Raw genomic sequence first — 20159 nt, forward strand, 5'->3', positions numbered from 1 at the left:
CCAATCGGCTGACCGATATCCCGCTCATACGTGACCCGCTCTGCTCAATATGTCGACGTACCGATAGAGTTCCAGCACCCTCACTTCCCGGCCGTCGCCGTACAGAAAGGTGCGCTCCGATGACCGAGCACAACCTGCCGCCCCAGCTCGAAGTCTCTCCGGAGGCCCCCGACCGCAACCTCGCCCTGGAACTCGTACGGGTCACCGAGGCCGCCGCCATGGCCGCCGGCCGGTGGGTCGGGCGCGGGGACAAGATCGGCGCGGACGGCGCCGCGGTCAACGCCATGCGCACCCTGATCTCCACCGTTTCGATGAACGGCGTCGTTGTCATCGGCGAGGGGGAGAAGGACGAAGCCCCCATGCTGTTCAACGGCGAGCGGGTCGGCGACGGCACCGGCGCCGAGGTCGACATCGCCGTGGACCCGATCGACGGCACCACCCTGAACGCCAAGGGCATGCCCAACGCCATCGCCGTCCTGGCCGCCGCCGACCGCGGCACCATGTTCGACCCGTCCGCGGTCTTCTACATGGAGAAGCTGGTCACCGGTCCCGAGGCCGCCGACTTCGTCGACATCAACGCCCCGGTCTCGGTCAACATCCGCCGTGTCGCCAAGGCCAAGAACATGGCCGTCGAGGACGTCACCGTCGTCATCCTGGACCGCCCCCGCCACGAGGGCATCGTCAAGGAGATCCGCGAGACGGGCGCCCGGATCAAGTTCATCTCGGACGGCGACGTCGCGGGCTCGGTCATGGCGGTGCGCGAGGGCACCGGCGTGGACCTGCTCCTCGGCATCGGCGGCACCCCCGAGGGCATCATCTCGGCCTGCGCCATAAAGTGCCTCGGCGGCACGATCCAGGGCAAGCTGTGGCCGAAGGACGACGCCGAGCGCCAGCGCGCGCTGGACGCCGGCCACGACCTGGACCGCGTCCTGTTCACGAACGACCTGGTGTCCGGCGACAACGTCTTCTTCGTCGCCACCGGCATCACGGACGGCGAGCTGCTGCGCGGCGTCCACTACCGCTCGGAGACCGCGACCACGTCCTCGCTGGTGATGCGGTCGAAGTCGGGCACGATCCGGCAGATCGACTCGACGCACCGCCTGTCGAAGCTCCGCGCGTACAGCGCGATCGACTTCGACCGCGCCCAGTAGCCCGCGCCGGGCAGCACGAGAGGGGCGGTCACCGTGTGCGGCGGTGACCGCCCCTCTCGCATGTCCGTGTACGACGCCTCTCCGCGTGCCGCGGCAGGCGGTCGGCTCAGCCCGCGGCCGCGATCGGCCCGGATCCCGGGGCCTGGCGCAGCTCGGCCGACCGGCGTCGCATCCGCGCCAGGACGACGCGGCGCTCGGCGGCGGTGAGGCCGCCCCAGACGCCGTACGGCTCCGGCTGGAGCAGGGCGTGCTCCCGGCAGGCGACCATGACCGGGCAGCGGGCGCAGACGCGCTTGGCGGCCTCCTCGCGGGAGAGCCGGGCCGCGGTGGGCTCCTTGGAGGGGGCGAAGAACAGGCCCGCCTCGTCGCGGCGGCACACCGCCTCCGCATGCCATGGACCGTCCTCAGCCCTCACCGGCACCCGCGGCTTCGGCACGACGGCAACCTTCAGGGACTGATGCGGCGGATGCGGCACGGTCTACTCCTGACGACGGATACGCGAGCGAGAGACGATGCACCTGTCCCTACCCGCTGTGCGCGCCCCTATGCACTGGGTGCCAAGGGGCGCCCGGGGTCGTCCGAAACGCGACCCCCCGCGACGGACCGTTCCCAGGCCGCCTCAGCCTCCTCAGCCGCCCAGCCGCTTGCGCATCCGCTCCGCCAGATCCACCAGCCGGGCGCCGAGCCGGGGCCGCGCCTCGATGTTGCCCAGCAGGGAGAAGCCGCGGACGATCACGACCGGGGCCTGCGGGTCCGTGGCGCCCCGGCCCTGGCCGCGCACCTCGAAGTTGCCGAGGACCCCGCTGCCGTAGCCGCGCAGGGTGACGTTCTCCGGGACCACGATCTCGACGTTCCCGAGGACGCAGGTCACGTTGATCTCGGTGACCTGCTGCTCGAAGACCGCTTCGGTGAGGTCGATGGAGATGTCGCCCATGACCGAGACCGCTCGGGTGAGGGCGCCGGGCCGCCAGCGGCCCTTGCGGGCGGAGCTGCTGCACACCGCGACGACCGTCTCGGTGTAGGCGGCCGCGGCGCCCCGGGCCGCGTACGCCGGCGCGGCGGAGGTGTGGCCGGTGCCGGGCGCGGGGAGGTCCCGTACGAGCACGTCCAGCTCGCCCACCGTCTTGAGGGCGTACAGCGAGTCGAGGCGCTCGGAGTGCTCCTCGGCGGTCAGCCGGCCTTCGGCGAGGGCGTCGGCGAGGATCTGCGCGATCCGGTCCCGGTCGGCGTCGGAGGCGCGCAGTTCGGAGGCGCGCAGTTCGGACGCCGCGGGGGCAGGAGCCGGCGCGGGTGCAGGGGCGGCGGGGTGCTTTTCCAAGTCCACGCGACCCAGCATAGCGAGACACGATAGATCGCGATACTGCCGAGTGAGCCTTACCTCACAGACACGGGCAGGGCGGGAGGTTCTACGCTGGTGGACTGCGCTGCCAATTGGTCGCCAGCGCTGTCTGCCGAGTGAGGAATGACTGCCGTCATGCCAGAGTTTGCGTACACCGACCTGCTGCCCCTGGGCGAGGACTCCACCCCCTACCGGCTGGTGACCGCCGAGGGCGTGTCCACCTTCGAGGCGGATGGCCGTACGTTCCTCAAGGTCGAGCCCGAGGCGCTGCGCAAGCTCGCCGAAGAGGCCATCCACGACATCCAGCACTTCCTGCGCCCGGCGCACCTCGCGCAGCTGCGCCGCATCATCGACGACCCCGAGGCCTCCTCGAACGACAAGTTCGTCGCGCTCGACCTCCTCAAGAACGCGAACATCGCGGCCGCCGGGGTCCTGCCGATGTGCCAGGACACGGGCACGGCGATCGTCATGGGCAAGCGCGGCCAGAACGTGCTCACCGAGGGCGGCGACGAGGCGGCGCTCTCGCGCGGCATCTACGACGCCTACACCCGCCTCAACCTGCGCTATTCGCAGATGGCCCCGATCACCATGTGGGAGGAGAAGAACACCGGCTCGAACCTGCCCGCGCAGATCGAGCTGTACGCGACCGACGGCGGCGCGTACAAGTTCCTCTTCATGGCCAAGGGCGGCGGCTCGGCCAACAAGTCCTTCCTCTACCAGGAGACCAAGGCGGTCCTGAACGAGGCCTCCATGATGAAGTTCCTGGAGGAGAAGATCCGCTCCCTCGGTACGGCGGCCTGCCCGCCCTACCACCTGGCGATCGTGGTCGGCGGCACCTCCGCCGAGCACGCGTTGAAGACCGCCAAGTACGCCTCCGCCCACTACCTGGACGAGCTGCCGCGCGAGGGCTCGCCGCTGGGCCACGGCTTCCGCGACGAGGCCCTGGAGCAGCAGGTCTTCGAGCTGACGCAGAAGATCGGCATCGGCGCGCAGTTCGGCGGCAAGTACTTCTGCCACGACGTCCGCGTCGTGCGCCTGCCGCGCCACGGCGCCTCCCTGCCCGTCGCGATCGCCGTGTCCTGCTCGGCGGACCGCCAGGCCACCGCGAAGATCACCGCCGAGGGCGTCTTCCTGGAGCAGCTGGAGACGGACCCGGCCCGCTTCCTGCCGGACACCACGGACGAGCACCTGTCCGAGTCCTCGGACGTCGTCTCCATCGACCTCAACCAGCCGATGGACGACATCCTGGCGACGCTGACCAAGCACCCGGTGAAGACCCGCCTGTCGCTGACCGGCCCGCTGGTCGTGGCGCGCGACATCGCGCACGCCAAGATCAAGGAACTGCTGGACTCGGGCGCGGAGATGCCGCAGTACCTGAAGGACCACCCGGTCTACTACGCCGGCCCGGCGAAGACCCCCGAGGGCTACGCCTCGGGCTCCTTCGGCCCGACCACGGCCGGCCGGATGGACTCCTACGTCGAGCAGTTCCAGGCGGCGGGCGGCTCCAAGGTCATGCTGGCCAAGGGCAACCGCTCCCAGCAGGTGACGGACGCCTGCGGCTCGCACGGCGGCTTCTACCTGGGCTCGATCGGCGGCCCGGCGGCGCGCCTCGCCCAGGACTGCATCAAGAAGGTCGAGGTCCTGGAGTACGAGGAGCTCGGCATGGAGGCGGTCTGGAAGATCGAGGTCGAGGACTTCCCGGCCTTCATCGTGGTCGACGACAAGGGCAACGACTTCTTCCAGAACCCGGCCCCGGAGCCGACGTTCACCCACATCCCGGTGCGCGGTCCGGGTCTGTAGGCACGCGTACCGAGGGCCCCTCCCCCGTTCGGGGGAGGGGCCCTCGTCCATGTCCGCCCATCGGCAGATGGCAGGGCCGCGGGATCCCGGCGAGGCTTTTGCCGTAGCCAAACAGCCTTTGGAACACGGGAGTTCGCCATGAAGAACCGCAAGCGCACCCTTGTCCTCGCCGGGACCGCCGCCGCCCTCGTGGCCACCCTGGTCGCGGCGCCCCCCGCCCCCGCCGCCCCCGCCGCCCCAGCTGCGCAGGCCGCGCCGAAGCTCGCCTCCGTGCACGGGGGCGGCACGATCTCCTTCCCCTACTCCGCCAAGGACGACATCCGCTTCACGGTCGACGCCGAGTCGACGCCGTGGACCAGGCCGTTCCCGGCCCCGGGAGGGGAGAAGGGCCTGCCGACGGACGCGCGGGGCCGGGTGACCATCTCCCACCACTTCGCGGAGTCCGGCTTCACCGCCACGGGCGAGGCGGAGGTGGACTGCCTGGTCACGGGCGGCCACACCGCCACCCTCACCGCCGTGGTCACGTCCTCGAACGTCGGCTGGGACGGCAAGCGGATCGGCATCAGCGTCCAGGACGGCCGGGGCGGCGAGCCGGACCGCGTCGGGTTCTCCTGGGCCGTCGCCAACGTCGACGTGAAGCCGGACGGCACGGTCGCCGCCGGGACGGTGGGCACCTGCATGGCCCCGGCTCCCTTCACGGAGGTCACCAAGGGCGGATACAAGGTCACCCCCGCCCCGCTGGCACCGCAACCGAAGCCGTAGTCACGACGTCGTGGACAGCAGGTACCGGGCCTCAACGGGGGTGGCCCGGTACCCCGCCTCCCGCGCGGCCACCACCTCGGCGACGGTCAGCCGGTACACCCGGCGCAGCAGCGCGACCGGTACGCCGTCGGGTCCGCCGACCGGCAGGAGGACCGTGCCCTCACGGGCCACGATGCGGTCCCGGACCCAGGGCGGCGGCACACCGCGGCCGCGGTCGCAGGCGTAGACCTCGTAGCGCGGGCAGTGCATGGTCCCCTCCCAGTGCAGCTCGCCGTCCCGGATGAGCTGCCAGTCCTCCTCGACGCACTCCTCACACGGCTCGCAGTGCAAGGTCGCGTACATCTCCCGTTCCGCCATCCGGGCAGCATGCGGTACCGGCCCGTCCCCCGCATGCGGTTAACGTCGGCACATGACGCAGATGCCACTCCCCCGCGCCCGCGCCGTCCGGGTCGTCGCCCATCGGGGGGCCTCCCACGAGCACCCCGAGCACACCATGGCCGCCTACCGGCAGGCCGTCGAGGACGGGGCCGACGCGCTCGAGTGCGATGTGCGGCTCACCGCCGACCGGAAGCTGGTCTGTGTGCACGACCGGCGGGTCGAGCGGACCTCCGACGGGCGGGGGGTCGTCTCCGAGATGACCTACGAGGAGCTGCGCGCGCTCGACTTCGGGGCGTGGAAGGGGGCCGAGCACGCCGGAGCCCGGGTGCTGCTCTTCGAGGACCTGCTCAAGGAGGCGCTGGCCGCGCCGCGGCCGGTCGGGCTCGCGGTCGAGACCAAGCACCCGTCCCGCGCGGGCGGCCGGCTGGAGGCCGAGCTGGTGCGGATGCTGCGGGAGTACGGGCTGGCCGACGGGGCCGCCGGCCGCGTCGCGGTGATGAGCTTCTCGCGCACCGCGCTGACCCGCGTGCACCGGCTCGCGCCCGGCCTGCCCACCGTGTTCCTGATCGAGCGCACGGTCCGCCCGGTGCGGCCCCCGTACGCGACCCACGCGGGCCCGGGCATCGACCTCGTCCGGCGGGATCCCGGGCTGGTGGCCCGGCTCAAGGCCAAGGGGCTGGCCGTCCGGGTGTGGACCGTGGACGAGGCGGAGGACGTGGAGCTGTGCGTGCGCCTCGGCGTGGACACGATCATCACCAACCGGCCGCGGGACGTGCGCAAGCTGCTGCTGGACATGTGAGCACCCGGCCGGGGTGCGCCGGCCGGGTGTGGGGGGATGAGGGGGGTAAGGGGGATACGGGGGTCAGGGCCTCGGGACTACGCGAAGCGCTGGTTCGCCGAGCCGTTGCAGGTCTGCAGGCGCAGCGGCTCACGGGCGGCGCCCACCGTCAGGCACATGCCCGGGGAGGCCGCGGGGCGCAGGGTGGCGCCGTCTCGGACGAACTGCTGGTTGGCGGCGCCGTGGCAGTTCCAGAGGATCAGGCCGGCGCCGGGCCGGTAGTCGGCGCCGGGGGCGTCGAGGCAGCGGTCCTGGGTCAGTTCGACGTGGACGGACTTGCGGGCGGTGTCGTACCACCAGCCCTGGTTGCGGCCGCCGTGGCAGTCCCAGCCCAGGACCGCCGTCCCGTTGGCGCTGGAGCCGCCGTGGGAGTCGAGGCAGGTGGCGGTCGCCTCGTTCTTCAGGGGCTTGAACTTGTCGTCCCAGGCCCCGGCCTGCAAGGCGGGGGTGCCGGTGCTCGCCGGGTCGGCACAGGAGGCCTCGCGCAGGCCGGAGTTGTAGAGCTGGGTCAGGCAGGACGCGAAGGCGCCGTGGCCGCGGTAGTTGGGGTGGAAGGACTGGCGGGCGGTGTTCTCGTCCCACGGGAAGTGGTCCCCGAGGTCCAGGTAGAGCCCGCGGGCCCAGGTGTCCTCCATGCACACCTCGTGCCCGTGGAAGAGCCGCGAGTTGTCCAGGTAGACGGCGCCGGAGGCGGCGGCCGCGGCGCGCATGCCCTTCTCGAAGACGGGTACCGCGTAGTTGCGGCCCCAGGTGGCGTCGGAGTCGTAGCCCGCGCAGCCGCCGGGCAGCTTGCCGGGGAAGTTCGGGTTGTCGTGGAAGTCGGGGCCGATGGGGCTGGGGTAACCCATGACGACGAGCTTGTAGTCGGAGTCGGCGTAACCGGCCTCGCGCATGACCGTCTTGAGGTCGGCGACCGTGGCCTCGACCTTCGGCTTCAGGCCGTCGACGCGTGCCTGCCAGCCGGGGGCGTACTTGGGCTCGCAGGTGCCCTGGCTGAGCACCCAGCGGGTGACGCAGTCGGTCATGACCGGGCCGAACTGCAGGTCGTCGTTGGCCCCGGCGACCAGCAGCACCATCTTGATCTTCGTGTTGCGGGCCTTGATCGCCAGGCTGTCGCTCTGCACCAGCTCGTCGGCGTACTGCTTGCTGCCGCCGATCCTGATGTTGCCGGTGTACCCGCCGGAGCAGGCCACGTTGAAGGTGAGGTCGGCCGGGATGCCGGTGCGGTGGATCGCCGCGTCGGGCGAGCGGTGGCACTGGTTGTTCGGCGTGTTGGTCGCGGGGTCGTAGTTGCCGACGCCCTCGCCCGAGATCTCGCTGTCGCCCAGCGAGATCAGCCCGGTCCTGCGCTCGCCGAGCGGGCGGATGGCGGAGTCCCCGTAGATCCTGACGGCCTCGGCCGCGCGGATCGCCTCCAGCTCGGGCGGAAGGGGGGTCACGGCCGCGGCCGAGGCCGCCGCGGGCACCGCCGCCTGGGCCGTGGGAGTGACGGCGCTGACGCCCCCGAGGGCGGCCGCGGCCGCCGCGATGGCGGCGAAGGTACATCTGAGCCTGGGTTTCCTGTGTGCACGTGTCATGAACGCCTCCCCGAGTGCCGGTGTTACCCCCGGTATTTACTGGTCAGTAGGGGAGTTGGGAACACTTCGAACAAGACAATTGCTCAACTTTTTGAGGAGGCCACGAGAATGACCGATCAGCAGCAGGCCGAAGCGTTCCGGATCGAGCACGACTCCATGGGCGACGTACGGGTGCCCGCCCACGCCAAATGGCGTGCTCAGACCCAGCGCGCGGTGGAGAACTTCCCCCTGTCCGGACAGCCGCTCGAGTCCGCCCACATCGAGGCGCTCGCCCGCGTCAAGGCCGCGGCCGCCGCCGTCAACGCGCGACTCGGCGTGGTGGACGAGGACGTCGCCGAGGCCATCCGGTCCGCCGCCGCCGAGGTGGTCGAGGGCCGCTGGGACGACCACTTCCCCATCGACGTCTTCCAGACCGGCTCCGGCACCTCGTCCAACATGAACGCCAACGAGGTGATCGCCACCCTGGCCACCGAGCGGCTGGGCCGCGAGGTCCACCCCAATGACCACGTCAACGCCTCGCAGAGCTCCAACGACGTCTTCCCCTCGTCCATCCACATCGCCGCCACCGCCGCCGTCACCCGCGACCTGATCCCGGCCCTGGAGCACCTCGCCGCCGCGCTGGAGCGCAAGGCCACCGAGTTCGCGCAGGTCGTCAAGGCCGGGCGGACGCACCTGATGGACGCCACGCCGGTCACCCTGGGCCAGGAGTTCGGCGGGTACGCCGCCCAGGTCCGCTACGGCGTCGAGCGACTGCGCGCGGCCCTGCCGCGGCTGGCCGAGCTGCCGCTGGGCGGCACCGCGGTGGGCACCGGGATCAACACGCCGCCCGGGTTCGCCGCAGCCGTGATCGCGGAGGTGGCCGCCGACACCGGGCTGCCGCTCACCGAGGCCCGCGACCACTTCGAGGCCCAGGGCGCGCGAGACGCGCTGGTGGAGACCTCGGGGATGCTCCGTACCATCGCCGTCTCGCTCACCAAGGTCTGCAACGATCTGCGCTGGATGGCCTCCGGACCGCGCACCGGATTGGCCGAAATCAATCTCCCGGATCTCCAGCCGGGATCCTCGATCATGCCCGGGAAGGTCAATCCGGTCGTCCCGGAAGCCGTCCTGATGGTCGCTGCACAGGTGATGGGGAACGACGCCACCGTCGCGGTGGCGGGCGCCGCCGGCAATTTCGAGCTCAACGTGATGCTCCCGGTGATGGCCCGCAACCTCCTCGAATCGATCCGGCTGCTCGCCAACGCGAGCCGCCTGCTGGCCGACCGCACGGTGGACGGGATCACCGCCAACGCCGAGCGGGCCAGGGAGTACGCCGAGTCCTCGCCCTCCGTGGTGACCCCGCTGAACCGGTACATCGGCTACGAGGAGGCGGCCAAGGTCGCCAAGAAGTCCCTCGCCGAGCGGAAGACGATCAGGGAGGTCGTCCTGGAGTCGGGCTACGTCGACCGCGGCGCGCTCACCCTCGAGCAGCTCGACGAGGCACTGGACGTCCTGCGCATGACCCACCCCTGAGCGGCCTCGCGGCAGGGTCCGAATCCGGTCGTTTCCCGCCACCCGCCCCCACGGTGACCTGCACCGCAGCATCCGCGGGGGCGGCCGCCCTAAGATCTGCGCATGACAGGTACCTTCAGGCCTGCGGGCAGCTCCGCGCGCACGCGTGCGCAGGGCACGCACTGGGCGCCCGGGGAACAGATCCTCTGGCGCTACCGCGACCACGCCCCCGGGCTGAAGGGCCAGGTGCACATCTGCCGTCCCGTGACGGTGGTGCAGGACACCGGGGAACTGCTCGCCGTCTGGATGGCGCCCGGCACCGAGTGCGTCAAACCGGTCCTCGCCGACGGCACCCCCGTCCACGAGGAGCCGCTCGCCACCCGCTACACCGCCCCGCGGACCACCGTGCGGTCGCGCTGGTTCGGCGCGGGCGTGCTGAAGCTGGCCCGGCCCGGGGAGCCGTGGTCGGTGTGGCTGTTCTGGGAGCACGGCTGGCGGTTCAAGAGCTGGTACGTGAACCTCGAGGAGCCCCGCTCGCGCTGGTCCGGCGGGGTCGACTCGGTGGACCACTTCCTCGACATCTCCGTCTACCCGGACCGCAGCTGGAAGTGGCGGGACGAGGACGAGTTCGCCCAGGCGCAGCGCTCCGGGCTGATGGGCCCGCAGGAGGCGGACCGGGTGCGGGACGCCGGCCGGGCGGCGCTCGAGGCCATCCGGCAGTGGGGCGCCCCGTTCGCCGACGGCTGGGAGGACTGGCGGCCGGATCCGGCCTGGACGGTCCCGGAGCTGCCGGAGGACTGGGACCGCACCCCGGCGCATATGACCTCATGAGACCCTTGATGCGCCCCTGGGGTGCAAACGTAGGATCGTCCTCCGCAAGGTCGCGCGCGGAGGACGGCGCGATGAGACCCTGTGTGCGCAAGTGTCGTGCCGTAGGCGGGATTTGACCGGAGGTCGACGCAGGGCGAGAGGTAACGGGGGAGACGCGGTATCGCGGGGTGATGGTGCCCCGGCCGCTGAGCGGGTATACCGCGACTGACCGAGTTGAGTGCAGCGCACATCGAGCGCAAACGGACGGAATTCCACGCGTGACGGAGTACCCCACCTCTCAGGAGGGCCCGCAGCCCGTCGCCTCCGGCGGAGGTACGGACGAGGCCGGCCACGGCAAGGCGCCCATCGCCGCCGCCGAGGCCGTACGCACGCATGCGCAGGGCCCGGGCGCGGAGCCGGGCGGCGGGCCCGCCGGGCTCCCCCGGCCCCGCGGTGCCGCACCGGCGGACCTCCCGGCCGGCGCCGACCCCGCCCGGGGCCTGGCCATGTCCCGGGACGGCGGTACCCGGGCCAGGGACACCGGCGCCGCGCGCAACGCGGCGGCCGACGGCGCACAGGGGCTCCCCGCCCGGGACGCGGCCGAGGGCGCGGCCGGCGCTCCCGACGCGCCCGGCCCCCGCTCCCCCCGCCCCGCCGGGGGCGACGGGCATGGCGGCGGGCACGGCGGCGGGACCGGCATACCGGCCGGCGGCGGCGCCGGGGACACCGCCGCGCGCCGCGAAGGGGACCGGCTGCGCTTCGTCGGCGCCGCCACCCGGCGGATCGCCCGCGGCATCGACCTCGACGAGATCGTGCTCGGCCTGTGCCGGGCCACCGTGCCGACGTTCTCGGACGCCATCCTCGTCTACCTGCGCGACCCGCTGCCGGTCGGGGACGAACGCCCCGTCGGCCCGGTCGTTTTAAGGCTGCGCCGCACCGACCGGCTCCGGCCGATCGACGACCTCACCGATGCCGCCTCGGGCGGCACCATCGGCGCGGGCCTGGACCTCGCCGGGGCCGCGGGGGCCACCGGCGAGCTCGACTTCAGCCAGCTGCCGCTGGTGGGCCCGCAGGGCGACCTGCCCGCGGCCGAGCTGTGCGAGATCCGCTCCGGCGGCGCGCTCGCCGAGGTGCTGCGCGGCGTACGGCCCGTGTTCGGCTCCTCCGCCGCCGCGAAGGCCGCCCTGCCCGAGCTGCTGGGCCTGGACCACCCGCTGCCGCGCGGCAACCGGGCCGTCCTCGCGCCGCTGCGGGGCCGCCGCCGGGTGATCGGCGCGGCCGTGTTCCTGCGCAGCCCCGAGCGGCCCGCCTTCGAGCAGAACGACCTCCTGGTCGCCGCCCAGCTGGCCACCCACACCGCGCTCGGCATCGACAAGGCGGTGCTGTACGGCCGCGAGGCGTACATCGCCGACGAGCTCCAGCGCACCATGCTGCCCGACAGCCTGCCCCAGCCCACCGGGGTGCGGCTCGCCTCGCGCTACCTGCCCGCCGCCGAGACCGCCCGGGTCGGCGGCGACTGGTACGACGCCATACCGCTGCCCGGCAGCCGGGTCGCCCTGGTCGTCGGCGACGTCATGGGGCACTCCATGACCTCCGCGGCGATCATGGGCCAGCTGCGCACCACCGCGCAGACGCTCGCGCAGCTGGACCTGCCGCCCGCCGAGGTGCTGCACCACCTGGACGAGCAGGCCCAGCGCCTGGGCTCCGACCGCATGGCCACCTGCCTGTACGCCGTGTACGACCCCGTCTCGCACCGGATCACCATCGCCAACGCCGGTCACCCGCCGCCGGTGCTGCTGCACCTGGGCGGCCGCGCCGAGGTGCTGCGCGTGCCCCCGGGCGCCCCCATCGGCGTCGGCGGCGTGGACTTCGAGGCCGTGGAGCTGGACGCGCCCGCCGGGGCCACCCTGCTGCTGTACACGGACGGGCTGGTGGAGTCCCGGCTGCGGGACGTGTGGACGGGCATCGAGCAGCTGCGCGAGCGCCTGGCGACCACCGCGCAGCTGACCGGCCTGGACCACCCGCCGCCGCTGGAGGCCCTGTGCGACGACGTGCTGGACATGCTCGGCCCGGGCGACCGGGACGACGACATCGCGCTCCTCGCGGCCCGGTTCGACGGGATCGCGCCCAGTGACGTGGCGTACTGGTTCCTGGACCCGGAGGAGACCGCTCCCGGCCGGGCCCGCCGGTTCGCCCGGCGCGCCCTGACCCGGTGGGGCCTGGAGGAGCTCCAGGACTCCCTGGAGCTGCTGGTCAGCGAGGTGGTCACCAATGCCGTCCGGTACGCCGAACGGCCCGTCACGCTGCGCCTGCTGCGTACGGACGTACTGCGCTGCGAGGTCGGCGACGACTCCCCGCAGCTGCCGCGCCAGCGCCGGGCGCGGGACACCGACGAGGGCGGCCGCGGCCTGTTCCTGGTGAACCGGATGGCCCGCCGCTGGGGGGCCACCCGGCTGAGCAGCGGCAAGGTGGTCTGGTTCGAGCTGCCGTTGCCGGCGGCTCAGGAACGGCGCTGAGCCGGGGCTCCCCGCCCGCTTGGAACGCCACCGCCCCGCAGCCTTCGGGCTGCGGGGCGGTGGCGTTCGCGGGTTCCGGTGTCCGGTGTCAGCGCCGGTCCGTCTGCGGGAACAGCGGCGGGTCCGGCGGCTTCGGGCCGCCGGTGTTGGTCGCCGTGGGAGTCGGCGACTTCGTCGGGGTCGGCGACTTGGTCGGGGTGTTGGTCGGCGTCGGGGTCGGCGTCGGGCTCGGCGAGTTCGCCGGCGGGGAGCTGCTGGCCGGCGGCTGGCTGGAGGCGCTCTGCGAGGGCGTCGGCGAGGGGCTGCGCGAGGGCGCCTGCGAGGCACCCATCTCCGCCTCGGACACGTCGAACTTGCTCGTGTTCACGCCCTTGAGGACGGCCAGCGTGTACGCCTTCCAGATCTCGGCGGGGAAGCTGGAACCACCCGCGCGGCCACCGCCGGCGGTACCGGTGAGGGTGACCTGCTTGTGGGTGCCGGGCTCCTCGCCGAACATCGCGACGACGGTGACCAGTTCCGGGGTGTAGCCGGTGAACCAGCCGGCCACGTTGGACTCGGTGGTACCGGTCTTGCCGGCGGCCTCGTAGGCGCTGCTCTTGACCTTGCTGCCGGAGCCGTCGTTGACCACGCCGGTGAGCACCTTGGTGACGGTGTCGGCGGTCTGGCGGCTGATGGCCTGCGCTCCGACGGCCTGACGGGGGGTGAACTCGCCGTCGGAGTGCTCGGCGCTCTTGATGATGGTCGGCGTGACCTTCTTGCCGTGGTTGTCGAGGGTCGCGTAGACGCCCGCCATCTCCAGGGTGTTGGCGCTCATGGTGCCGAGCGACATGGCCGGCTTGTCCTCGGGCCAGCCCTCGCGGTCCTTCATGCCGAGCGCCAGGGCCGTCTTCTTCACGGCCGGCGGGCCGACGTCCACGATCATCTGCGCGTAGACGGAGTTGACCGAGAAGTTGGTCGCGTCCTGGACGGTGATCTCCTTGCCGAAGTCCTTGTCGTCCTGGTTCTGCGGGTTGAACGGGATCTTGCTGCCGACGACCTGGCGCTTGCTGGTGCCGTCGTAGAGCGCGTTCGGGGTGATCGGCTTGCCGTCCTGGGTGGTGGCGTTGTTCTCCAGGGCGGAGGCGAGCACGATCGGCTTGAAGGTCGAGCCGGGCTGGTAGTCGTTGCGCAGGGCGTTGCTCGCGGCCTTCTCGGCCAGGCCCTGACCGCCGTACATGGCGACGATCGCACCGGTCTTCGGGTCCACGGAGGTGGCGCCGGCCTGGACGCTCTGGTCCTGGGGCCGGTTCTTGGTGTCCTTGCGGTCGAGCTTGGACTCCAGCTCGTCCTGGACCGCGGTCTCCAGCGCCGCCTGCTTCTTCGGGTCGATGTTGAGCACGATGTTCCAGCCGCCGGCCGCGATCTGGGCGTCGGTGATCTTCTGCTCGTTCATCTCGTCGTTGGCGGCCTGGATCAGGTAGCCCTTCTGGCCGTCCATGCCCGGGCGGGGCTTGGGCTTGATCGGCTCCGGGAGGGTCATGGCCTTGCGCTTGGCCGGGTCCAGCTTGCCCATCTCGACCATGTTGTCGAGGACGGCGTTGAAGCGGATGTTGACCAGCCGCTTGCCGTTGGGGCCGGCCGTCGCCAGGTCGTACTGGCTGGGTGCCTGGATGACGGCGGCGAGGTAGGCGCCCTGCTCCAGGGTGAGCTTGTCGGCGTCGACCCCGTAGAAGGCCTGGGCCGCGGCCTGGATCCCGTACGCGTTGCGGCCGTAGAAGTTGGTGTTCAGGTAGCCGGCGAGGATCTCGTGCTTCTCCAGGCGCTGGTCGACCTTGAGGGAGATGACGAGTTCGCGGAGCTTGCGCGTCGGCGACTGGTCCTGCGTCAGGTAATAGTTCTTGACGTACTGCTGAGTGATCGTCGACCCGCCGGCCTTGCCCTTGCCGGTGACCGTGTTGAACAGGCCGCGGGCCACGCCCATGACGTCGATGCCGCGGTCCTCGTAGAAGGACTTGTTCTCGATGGCGATGAACGCGGTGCGGACGTCCTCGGGGATCTTGTCGAGGGGGACGATCTCGCGGTTCATCTCGCCGGTGCGGGCCATGACCGAGCCGTCGGAGTACCGGTAGGTGTTGCTCTGGAGCGTCGCCGACTCGTTCGGGTCGGTGGGTTCGTCGACCGAGAAGTAGAGGATGATCGCGCCGGCCATCATGAGCAGGATCAGCCCGAGGAACGTCCCGAGGATCTTCCTCCAGGTGAAGAAGCGACGTATGCCACTGCGTTTGCCGGCGCCGCCCTTCCCCTTGGCGCCCTTGGCACGTCCGCTCGGCGCCCGCCGCGCACCGCGCTGCTGCTGCGCCTTACGCGCTTCTGCTCGGCCCATCGCTCCCGCTCCGCTCGATATACCCCCCGACGTCAGCTCAGAAAGCTAACACCGCAGGCTGTGACAAAGGTTGACCAACCATGGCCAATACCGGTCAATTCGGACGTGAGAATCAGCACCCACACCACAGGAACCGACGCACACAATGCCCGAAGGGTTGCCGTGGGAGAAAAAAGTGATATCACTTTGCTAAGCGGCTCGATCAGCTGCGACCACGAGAAACGGGGCAAACGATGACGAATGACGTCTCCACTCCTCAGGACGTACGGGAATTCACCGCGCGGAGCGTGGGCGGCGGCCTGGCGCTGCTGCTCGGGCTGGCCGGTGTCGTGGCCGGGGCGGGCCTGATCGTCGTCGGCTCGGTCCTGGCGGCCGTCGGCGCCAAGGTCTCGCTGATCGCGGCCGGCGTCCTGGTGGTCCTCGCCTCGGTCATCGCGATGAGCGGACTCAACACCATCGCGCCGGGCGAGGCGCGGGTGGTCCAGCTGTTCGGCCGCTACCGGGGGACGATCCGCACGGACGGCCTGCGCTGGGTCAACCCGCTGACCTCCCGGGAGAGGATCTCCACCCGCGTACGCAACCACGAGACGGCCGTGCTGAAGGTCAACGACGCCTACGGCAACCCCATCGAGCTGGCCGCGGTCGTGGTGTGGCGCGTCGAGGACACGGCGCGGGCCACCTTCGAGGTCGAGGACTTCACGGAGTTCGTCGAGACCCAGACCGAGGCGGCCGTGCGGCACATCGCCATCGAGTACCCGTACGACGCGCACGAGGAGGGCGGCCTCTCGCTCCGCGGGAACGCCGAGGAGATCACCGAGAAGCTGGCCGTCGAGCTGCACGCCCGGGTGGACGCGGCCGGGGTGGCCATCATCGAGTCCCGCTTCACGCACCTCGCGTACGCTCCGGAGATCGCCTCCGCGATGCTCCAGCGCCAGCAGGCGGGCGCGGTCGTGGCGGCCCGCAAGCAGATCGTGGAGGGCGCGGTGGGCATGGTCGAACTGGCCCTGAACCGCCTGGCCGAGGAGGAGATCGTGGACCTGGACCCGGAGCGCAAGGCCGCCATGGTGTCGAACCTGATGGTGGTCCTGTGCGGGGACCGCGCGGCGCAGCCCGTGGTCAACGCGGGCACCCTCTACCAGTGACCCCGCCCGAGGAGGGCGGCCGGGCGGGCCGGCAGCCGCGCAAGCAGGTGCTGCTGCGGCTCGACCCGCTGGTGTACGACGCGCTGGCCCGCTGGGCGGGGGAGGAACTGCGCAGCGCGAACGCCCAGATCGAGTTCCTGCTGCGCCGCGCCCTCGCGGAGTCCGGCCGCCTCCCCTCCGGCCCGGGCCCCATCCCCCGCCGAGGCCGCCCCCCGAAGTCCCCGGACTGACCCCTACCAGGGCTCCGCTCCGGCCCCGCCGCTCACTCACCGGCGGGGCCGGGGCGTCCCTCGGCCGGGCTATACACAGCAGGTATACATCGTAGGTATACACACGGTGTAGAGTCCTGCGCATGTCCATCGGTCACACCCTCCTCGGCCTCCTCGAGGCCGGCCCGCGCCACGGCTACGACCTCAAGCGCGCCTTCGACGAGAAGTTCGGCCACGACCGCCCCCTCGCCTACGGGCAGGTCTACTCGACCATGTCCCGCCTCCTGAAGAACGGCCTCGTCGAGGTCGAGGGGATAGAGAGCGGCGGCGGTCCCGACCGCAAGCGGTACGCCATCACCGACGCCGGGATCACCGACGTCGAGACCTGGCTCTCCCAACCCGAGAAACCCGAGCCCTACCTCCACTCGACCCTGTACACCAAGGTCGTCCTCGCCCTGCTCACCGGCCGCGGCGCGGCCGAGCTCCTGGACACCCAGCGCGCCGAGCACCTGCGCCTCATGCGCATCCTGACCCAGCGCAAGCGCAAGGGCGACCTCGCCGACCAACTCGTCTGCGACCACGCCCTGTTCCACCTCGAGGCGGACCTGCGGTGGCTGGAGCTCACCGCCGCCCGGCTCGAACAGCTCGCCCAGGAGGTACGCCGATGACCCCGGCAGGTTCCCTGCTCGCCGCCACCGGCCTGCGCAAGGAGTACGGATCCACCCGCGCCCTCGACGGCGCCGAGTTCTCCATCCACCCCGGCGAGGTCGTCGCCGTCATGGGACCCTCCGGCTCCGGCAAGTCCACGCTGCTGCACTGCCTCGCCGGCATCGTCCCGCCCGACTCCGGCACCATCACCTACGACGGCCGCGAGCTGTCCGCCATGAACGACGCCGAGCGCAGCGCCCTGCGCCGCGGCGAGTTCGGCTTCGTCTTCCAGTTCGGCCAGCTCGTGCCGGAGTTGACCTGCGTCGAGAACGTCGCCCTCCCGCTGCGCCTGGCCGGCGTCAAGCGCAAGGAGGCCGAGCGGACGGCCCTGCAGTGGATGGAGCGGCTCCAGGTGGACGACCTGACCCGCAAGCGGCCCGGGGAGGTCTCGGGCGGCCAGGGCCAGCGCGTGGCCGTCGCCCGCGCCCTCGTCACCCGGCCCCGGGTGGTCTTCGCCGACGAGCCCACCGGCGCCCTCGACTCCCTCAACGGCGAACTGGTGATGCAGCTGCTCACCGAGGCCGCCCGGTCCGCCAACGCCGCCGTCGTCCTCGTGACGCACGAGACCCGCGTGGCCGCCTACTCCGACCGCGAGATCGTCGTACGCGACGGCAGGTCCCGCGACATGGAGCGCCTCGTATGAGCACGCTCCGCACGTGGTCCCGCGACCTCGCCATGGGCGCCCGGTTCGCCTTCGCCGGCGGCCGCGAGGGCTGGACCCGCACCCTGCTCACCGGCGTGGGCGTCGGCCTCGGCGTCGCGCTGCTGCTCATCAGCACGGCGGTCCCCGGAGCCTTCGCCGCCCGCGCCGAGCGCGGCGACGCCCGCAGCACGATGACCGCCACCGCCGAGCACCCCGGGCCGGACACCCTGCTCACCGCACCGGCGAACCAGACCTACCACCGGCAGGACATCGAGGGCAGCCTGCTGCAGGCCGAGGGCCCGCAGGCACCGGTGCCCCCGGGGCTGAAGCAGGTCCCCGGCCCCGGCGAGATGGCCGTCTCCCCCGCCCTGAAGGAGCTGCTGGACTCCCCCGACGGCGCGCTGCTGCGCGAGCGCCTCGACGGGCGGATCACCGAGGTCATCGCCGACGCCGGGCTGACGGGCCCCCACGACCTGGTCTTCTACGCGGGCAGCGACCGGCTGCTCGCGGCCGCCGAGACCTCGCACCGCGTCCAGCGGATCACCGCGTTCGGCCACGACCGGCCGACCGACCCGCTCAGCCCGGTCCTGCTGCTCCTGGTCGTCCTCACCTTCGTCGCCCTGCTGCTGCCGGTCGCCGTGTTCATCGCCGCGGCCGTCCGCTTCGGCGGCGAGCGCCGCGACCGCCGGCTCGCGGCGCTGCGCCTGGTCGGCGCCGACGGCCGCATGGTCCGCCGGATCGCGGCGGGCGAGGCCCTGGCCGGATCGCTGGCCGGGCTCGTGCTGGGCACCGGCTTCTTCCTGATGGGCCGCCGGCTCGTCGGCGGCTTCCACCTCCAGCAGCGCAGCCTCTTCCCCGCCGACCTCGACCCGGCCCCCTGGCTGGCCGTACTCGTCGCCCTCGCGGTGCCGGCCGCGGCCGTCGCCGTCACCCTGTTCGCCCTGCGCGGCGTGGTGATCGAGCCGCTGGGCGTCGTACGGACGGCCCGGCCGAGGCGGCGCCGCATCTGGTGGCGGCTGCTGCTGCCCCTGGCCGGACTGGGCCTGCTCGCCCCCATGACGGGCCGCGGCAACGACGGCGGGAACTTCAATCAGTGGCAGGTCAGCGCCGGTGTGGTGCTGCTCCTCGTCGCCATCACCGTACTGCTGCCCTGGGTGCTGGAACGGTGCGTCGGCCGGATGTCCGGCGGCCCCGTCTCCTGGCAACTGGCCGTGCGCCGGCTCCAGATCGACAGCGGCGGCGCCGCCCGCCTCGTCAACGGGATAGCCGTGGCGGTCGCGGGCGCGATCGCCCTGCAGATGCTCTTCGCGGCCGCCGAGGGCGACTACACCGAGAAGACCGGGCAGGACCCCTCGCGGGCCGCCGTCGCGATCCTCGTCGACCGCGGGTCCGGGACCGAGGTGGACCGGCTGGCGGAGCAGGTCGCCCGCTCGGAGGGCATCGTCAAGACGGTGCCGCTGCGCTCCGTCGGCGCCGCGCACGAGGTTCCGTCGCAGGCCGGGCTGATCGACGTCACGATCGGGAGCTGCGAGGCGCTGCGCGAGGTCGCCGTGCTGGGCTCCTGCAAGGACGGCGACGCCTTCCTGGCCACCGGCGAACCCACCGGCGAACGCGGCCCGTACGGCGGCACCACGGCCCCCGGCGACAAGCTGTTCGTGGGCGACGTGAGGGGCTACTCGGACACGGCCGAGCCCGTGGAGTGGACCGTGCCCGCCACCGCCCGCCCGGTCGCAAGCCGCCCGGACCCGACCGGACAGCTGCGCTCCGGCCTGCTGGTGACCCCGTCGGCCGCGCCGGGGGACACCGGCGAGTTCGGGTCGACGCAGATCTACGTACAGGCCGACGAGTCGGTGCCGGACGGGCTGGAGCGGGCCCGGACGGCCGTCTTCAAGGCGTCCCCGCTGTCCCCCGCCATGACGCTGCGGGCCACGAAGCAGGACGGCGGCTACTCGGCGATCCGCACCGGGCTGTTCTTCGGGGCGACCGCCGTGCTGATCCTCATCGGATCGAGCCTGCTGGTCTCCCAGCTGGAGCAGCTGCGCGAACGCAGGAAGCTGCTGTCGGCGCTGGTCGCGTTCGGCACCAAGCGCTCCACGCTGAGCCTGTCGGTGCTGTGGCAGACCGCCCTGCCGATCGGCCTGGGGCTGGGGCTGGCCGCCGTGTTCGGGGTGGGGCTGGGCGCCGTGCTGACGCGGATGGCCGCGGCGCCGGTGCGGATCGACTGGCTGTCGGTCGCGGGCATGACCGGCGTGGGCGCCGGTGTGGTCGCGCTGGTCACCGTGCTGAGCCTGCCCTTGCTGCTGCGCCTGATGCGCCCGGACGGCCTGCGCACGGAGTAGCCGTGCACGCCCGCCCCGTACGGCCCGCGTTACGGAGGAGCCACGTACGCCCGCCCCGTACGGCCCGCGCACCGAGGAGCCGCGTACGCCCGCC

General features: G+C 72.2%; 17 protein-coding genes. 12 read left to right on the top strand and 5 right to left on the bottom strand.

Features of this window, described 5'->3' with window-relative positions; genetic code table 11:
- Nucleotides 1–119 precede the first annotated feature (119 nt).
- Nucleotides 120–1151 (top strand): class II fructose-bisphosphatase, encoded by a 1032-nt coding sequence (glpX, locus tag AB0D66_RS19625; RefSeq protein WP_362304652.1) that lies wholly within the window; start codon nt 120–122, stop codon nt 1149–1151.
- Between the two features lie 106 nt (nt 1152–1257).
- Here the strand turns inward: glpX and AB0D66_RS19630 are convergent, their stop codons facing one another.
- Both AB0D66_RS19630 and AB0D66_RS19635 read right to left on the bottom strand, forming a co-directional pair.
- Nucleotides 1258–1626: a WhiB family transcriptional regulator gene (locus tag AB0D66_RS19630; RefSeq protein WP_362304655.1), complete on the bottom strand. Its 369-nt coding sequence runs from the start codon at nt 1624–1626 to the stop codon at nt 1258–1260.
- Nucleotides 1627–1779: 153 nt separating this feature from the next.
- The gene (locus tag AB0D66_RS19635; protein ID WP_362304658.1) at nt 1780–2475 is read right to left on the bottom strand and encodes a DUF1707 domain-containing protein; all 696 of its coding nucleotides are present in this window, start codon (nt 2473–2475) and stop codon (nt 1780–1782) included.
- A 150-nt stretch (nt 2476–2625) separates the two neighbouring features.
- Between AB0D66_RS19635 and AB0D66_RS19640 the strand changes: the two genes are divergently transcribed.
- Nucleotides 2626–4290, top strand: a complete 1665-nt coding sequence (locus tag AB0D66_RS19640) for a fumarate hydratase (RefSeq protein WP_362304661.1) — start codon at nt 2626–2628, stop codon at nt 4288–4290.
- A 138-nt stretch (nt 4291–4428) separates the two neighbouring features.
- Entirely contained in the window at nt 4429–5052 is a 624-nt protein-coding gene (locus AB0D66_RS19645) for a hypothetical protein (RefSeq protein WP_362304664.1), read from the top strand.
- Here the strand turns inward: AB0D66_RS19645 and AB0D66_RS19650 are convergent, their stop codons facing one another.
- Entirely contained in the window at nt 5053–5409 is a 357-nt protein-coding gene (locus AB0D66_RS19650; protein ID WP_362304667.1) for a hypothetical protein, read from the bottom strand.
- 52 nt (nt 5410–5461) lie between these two features.
- On the opposite strand from AB0D66_RS19650, the gene AB0D66_RS19655 reads away from it, so the two are divergent.
- Entirely contained in the window at nt 5462–6229 is a 768-nt protein-coding gene (locus tag AB0D66_RS19655) for a glycerophosphodiester phosphodiesterase family protein (protein WP_362304670.1), read from the top strand.
- A gap of 77 nt (nt 6230–6306) precedes the next feature.
- Here the strand turns inward: AB0D66_RS19655 and AB0D66_RS19660 are convergent, their stop codons facing one another.
- On the bottom strand, nt 6307–7845 hold the full coding sequence (locus AB0D66_RS19660; protein ID WP_362304673.1) for a ricin-type beta-trefoil lectin domain protein: 1539 nt from the start codon (nt 7843–7845) through the stop codon (nt 6307–6309).
- A 108-nt stretch (nt 7846–7953) separates the two neighbouring features.
- On the opposite strand from AB0D66_RS19660, the gene AB0D66_RS19665 reads away from it, so the two are divergent.
- The 3 genes from AB0D66_RS19665 to AB0D66_RS19675 all read left to right on the top strand — a co-directional run bounded on the left by AB0D66_RS19665 (nt 7954) and on the right by AB0D66_RS19675 (nt 12662).
- Nucleotides 7954–9357 (top strand): class II fumarate hydratase, encoded by a 1404-nt coding sequence (locus AB0D66_RS19665; RefSeq protein WP_362304675.1) that lies wholly within the window; start codon nt 7954–7956, stop codon nt 9355–9357.
- Between the two features lie 102 nt (nt 9358–9459).
- Nucleotides 9460–10167, top strand: coding sequence for a DUF402 domain-containing protein (locus AB0D66_RS19670; RefSeq protein WP_362304678.1), 708 nt, complete (start codon nt 9460–9462; stop codon nt 10165–10167).
- A gap of 257 nt (nt 10168–10424) precedes the next feature.
- A complete protein-coding gene (locus AB0D66_RS19675) occupies nt 10425–12662 on the top strand; it encodes an ATP-binding SpoIIE family protein phosphatase (protein WP_362304681.1) in 2238 nt (745 codons plus the stop codon).
- A gap of 88 nt (nt 12663–12750) precedes the next feature.
- On the opposite strand, the gene AB0D66_RS19680 is transcribed toward AB0D66_RS19675, so the two are convergent.
- Nucleotides 12751–15024, bottom strand: coding sequence for a transglycosylase domain-containing protein (locus AB0D66_RS19680; RefSeq protein WP_362304684.1), 2274 nt, complete (start codon nt 15022–15024; stop codon nt 12751–12753).
- A gap of 233 nt (nt 15025–15257) precedes the next feature.
- On the opposite strand from AB0D66_RS19680, the gene AB0D66_RS19685 reads away from it, so the two are divergent.
- From AB0D66_RS19685 to AB0D66_RS19705, 5 genes are all read left to right on the top strand, one after another.
- Nucleotides 15258–16166, top strand: coding sequence for an SPFH domain-containing protein (locus AB0D66_RS19685; RefSeq protein ID WP_362304686.1), 909 nt, complete (start codon nt 15258–15260; stop codon nt 16164–16166).
- Nucleotides 16163–16396: a hypothetical protein gene (locus AB0D66_RS19690; protein ID WP_361763962.1), complete on the top strand. Its 234-nt coding sequence runs from the start codon at nt 16163–16165 to the stop codon at nt 16394–16396. The genes AB0D66_RS19685 and AB0D66_RS19690 overlap by 4 nt, the downstream gene beginning before the upstream one ends.
- A gap of 122 nt (nt 16397–16518) precedes the next feature.
- On the top strand, nt 16519–17043 hold the full coding sequence (locus tag AB0D66_RS19695) for a PadR family transcriptional regulator (protein WP_362304690.1): 525 nt from the start codon (nt 16519–16521) through the stop codon (nt 17041–17043).
- The gene (locus AB0D66_RS19700) at nt 17040–17726 is read left to right on the top strand and encodes an ABC transporter ATP-binding protein (protein WP_362304693.1); all 687 of its coding nucleotides are present in this window, start codon (nt 17040–17042) and stop codon (nt 17724–17726) included. Before AB0D66_RS19695 ends, AB0D66_RS19700 begins: the two co-directional genes overlap by 4 nt.
- On the top strand, nt 17723–20065 hold the full coding sequence (locus AB0D66_RS19705) for an FtsX-like permease family protein (protein ID WP_362304696.1): 2343 nt from the start codon (nt 17723–17725) through the stop codon (nt 20063–20065). Before AB0D66_RS19700 ends, AB0D66_RS19705 begins: the two co-directional genes overlap by 4 nt.
- The last annotated feature ends 94 nt before the right edge of the window (nt 20066–20159 follow it).

This window comes from Streptomyces sp. NPDC048270 (assembly GCF_040652335.1).
In the GTDB taxonomy this organism is placed as follows: domain Bacteria; phylum Actinomycetota; class Actinomycetes; order Streptomycetales; family Streptomycetaceae; genus Streptomyces.

Coding starts and splice junctions, on each gene's coding strand:
- glpX (WP_362304652.1), top strand. CDS start 120: ATGACCGAGCACAACCTGCCGCCCCAGCTCGAAGTCTCTCCGGAGGCC.
- AB0D66_RS19640 (WP_362304661.1), top strand. CDS start 2,626: ATGCCAGAGTTTGCGTACACCGACCTGCTGCCCCTGGGCGAGGACTCC.
- AB0D66_RS19645 (WP_362304664.1), top strand. CDS start 4,429: ATGAAGAACCGCAAGCGCACCCTTGTCCTCGCCGGGACCGCCGCCGCC.
- AB0D66_RS19650 (WP_362304667.1), bottom strand. CDS start 5,409: ATGGCGGAACGGGAGATGTACGCGACCTTGCACTGCGAGCCGTGTGAG.
- AB0D66_RS19655 (WP_362304670.1), top strand. CDS start 5,462: ATGACGCAGATGCCACTCCCCCGCGCCCGCGCCGTCCGGGTCGTCGCC.
- AB0D66_RS19660 (WP_362304673.1), bottom strand. CDS start 7,845: ATGACACGTGCACACAGGAAACCCAGGCTCAGATGTACCTTCGCCGCC.
- AB0D66_RS19665 (WP_362304675.1), top strand. CDS start 7,954: ATGACCGATCAGCAGCAGGCCGAAGCGTTCCGGATCGAGCACGACTCC.
- AB0D66_RS19670 (WP_362304678.1), top strand. CDS start 9,460: ATGACAGGTACCTTCAGGCCTGCGGGCAGCTCCGCGCGCACGCGTGCG.
- AB0D66_RS19680 (WP_362304684.1), bottom strand. CDS start 15,024: ATGGGCCGAGCAGAAGCGCGTAAGGCGCAGCAGCAGCGCGGTGCGCGG.
- AB0D66_RS19685 (WP_362304686.1), top strand. CDS start 15,258: ATGACGAATGACGTCTCCACTCCTCAGGACGTACGGGAATTCACCGCG.
- AB0D66_RS19695 (WP_362304690.1), top strand. CDS start 16,519: ATGTCCATCGGTCACACCCTCCTCGGCCTCCTCGAGGCCGGCCCGCGC.
- AB0D66_RS19700 (WP_362304693.1), top strand. CDS start 17,040: ATGACCCCGGCAGGTTCCCTGCTCGCCGCCACCGGCCTGCGCAAGGAG.
- AB0D66_RS19705 (WP_362304696.1), top strand. CDS start 17,723: ATGAGCACGCTCCGCACGTGGTCCCGCGACCTCGCCATGGGCGCCCGG.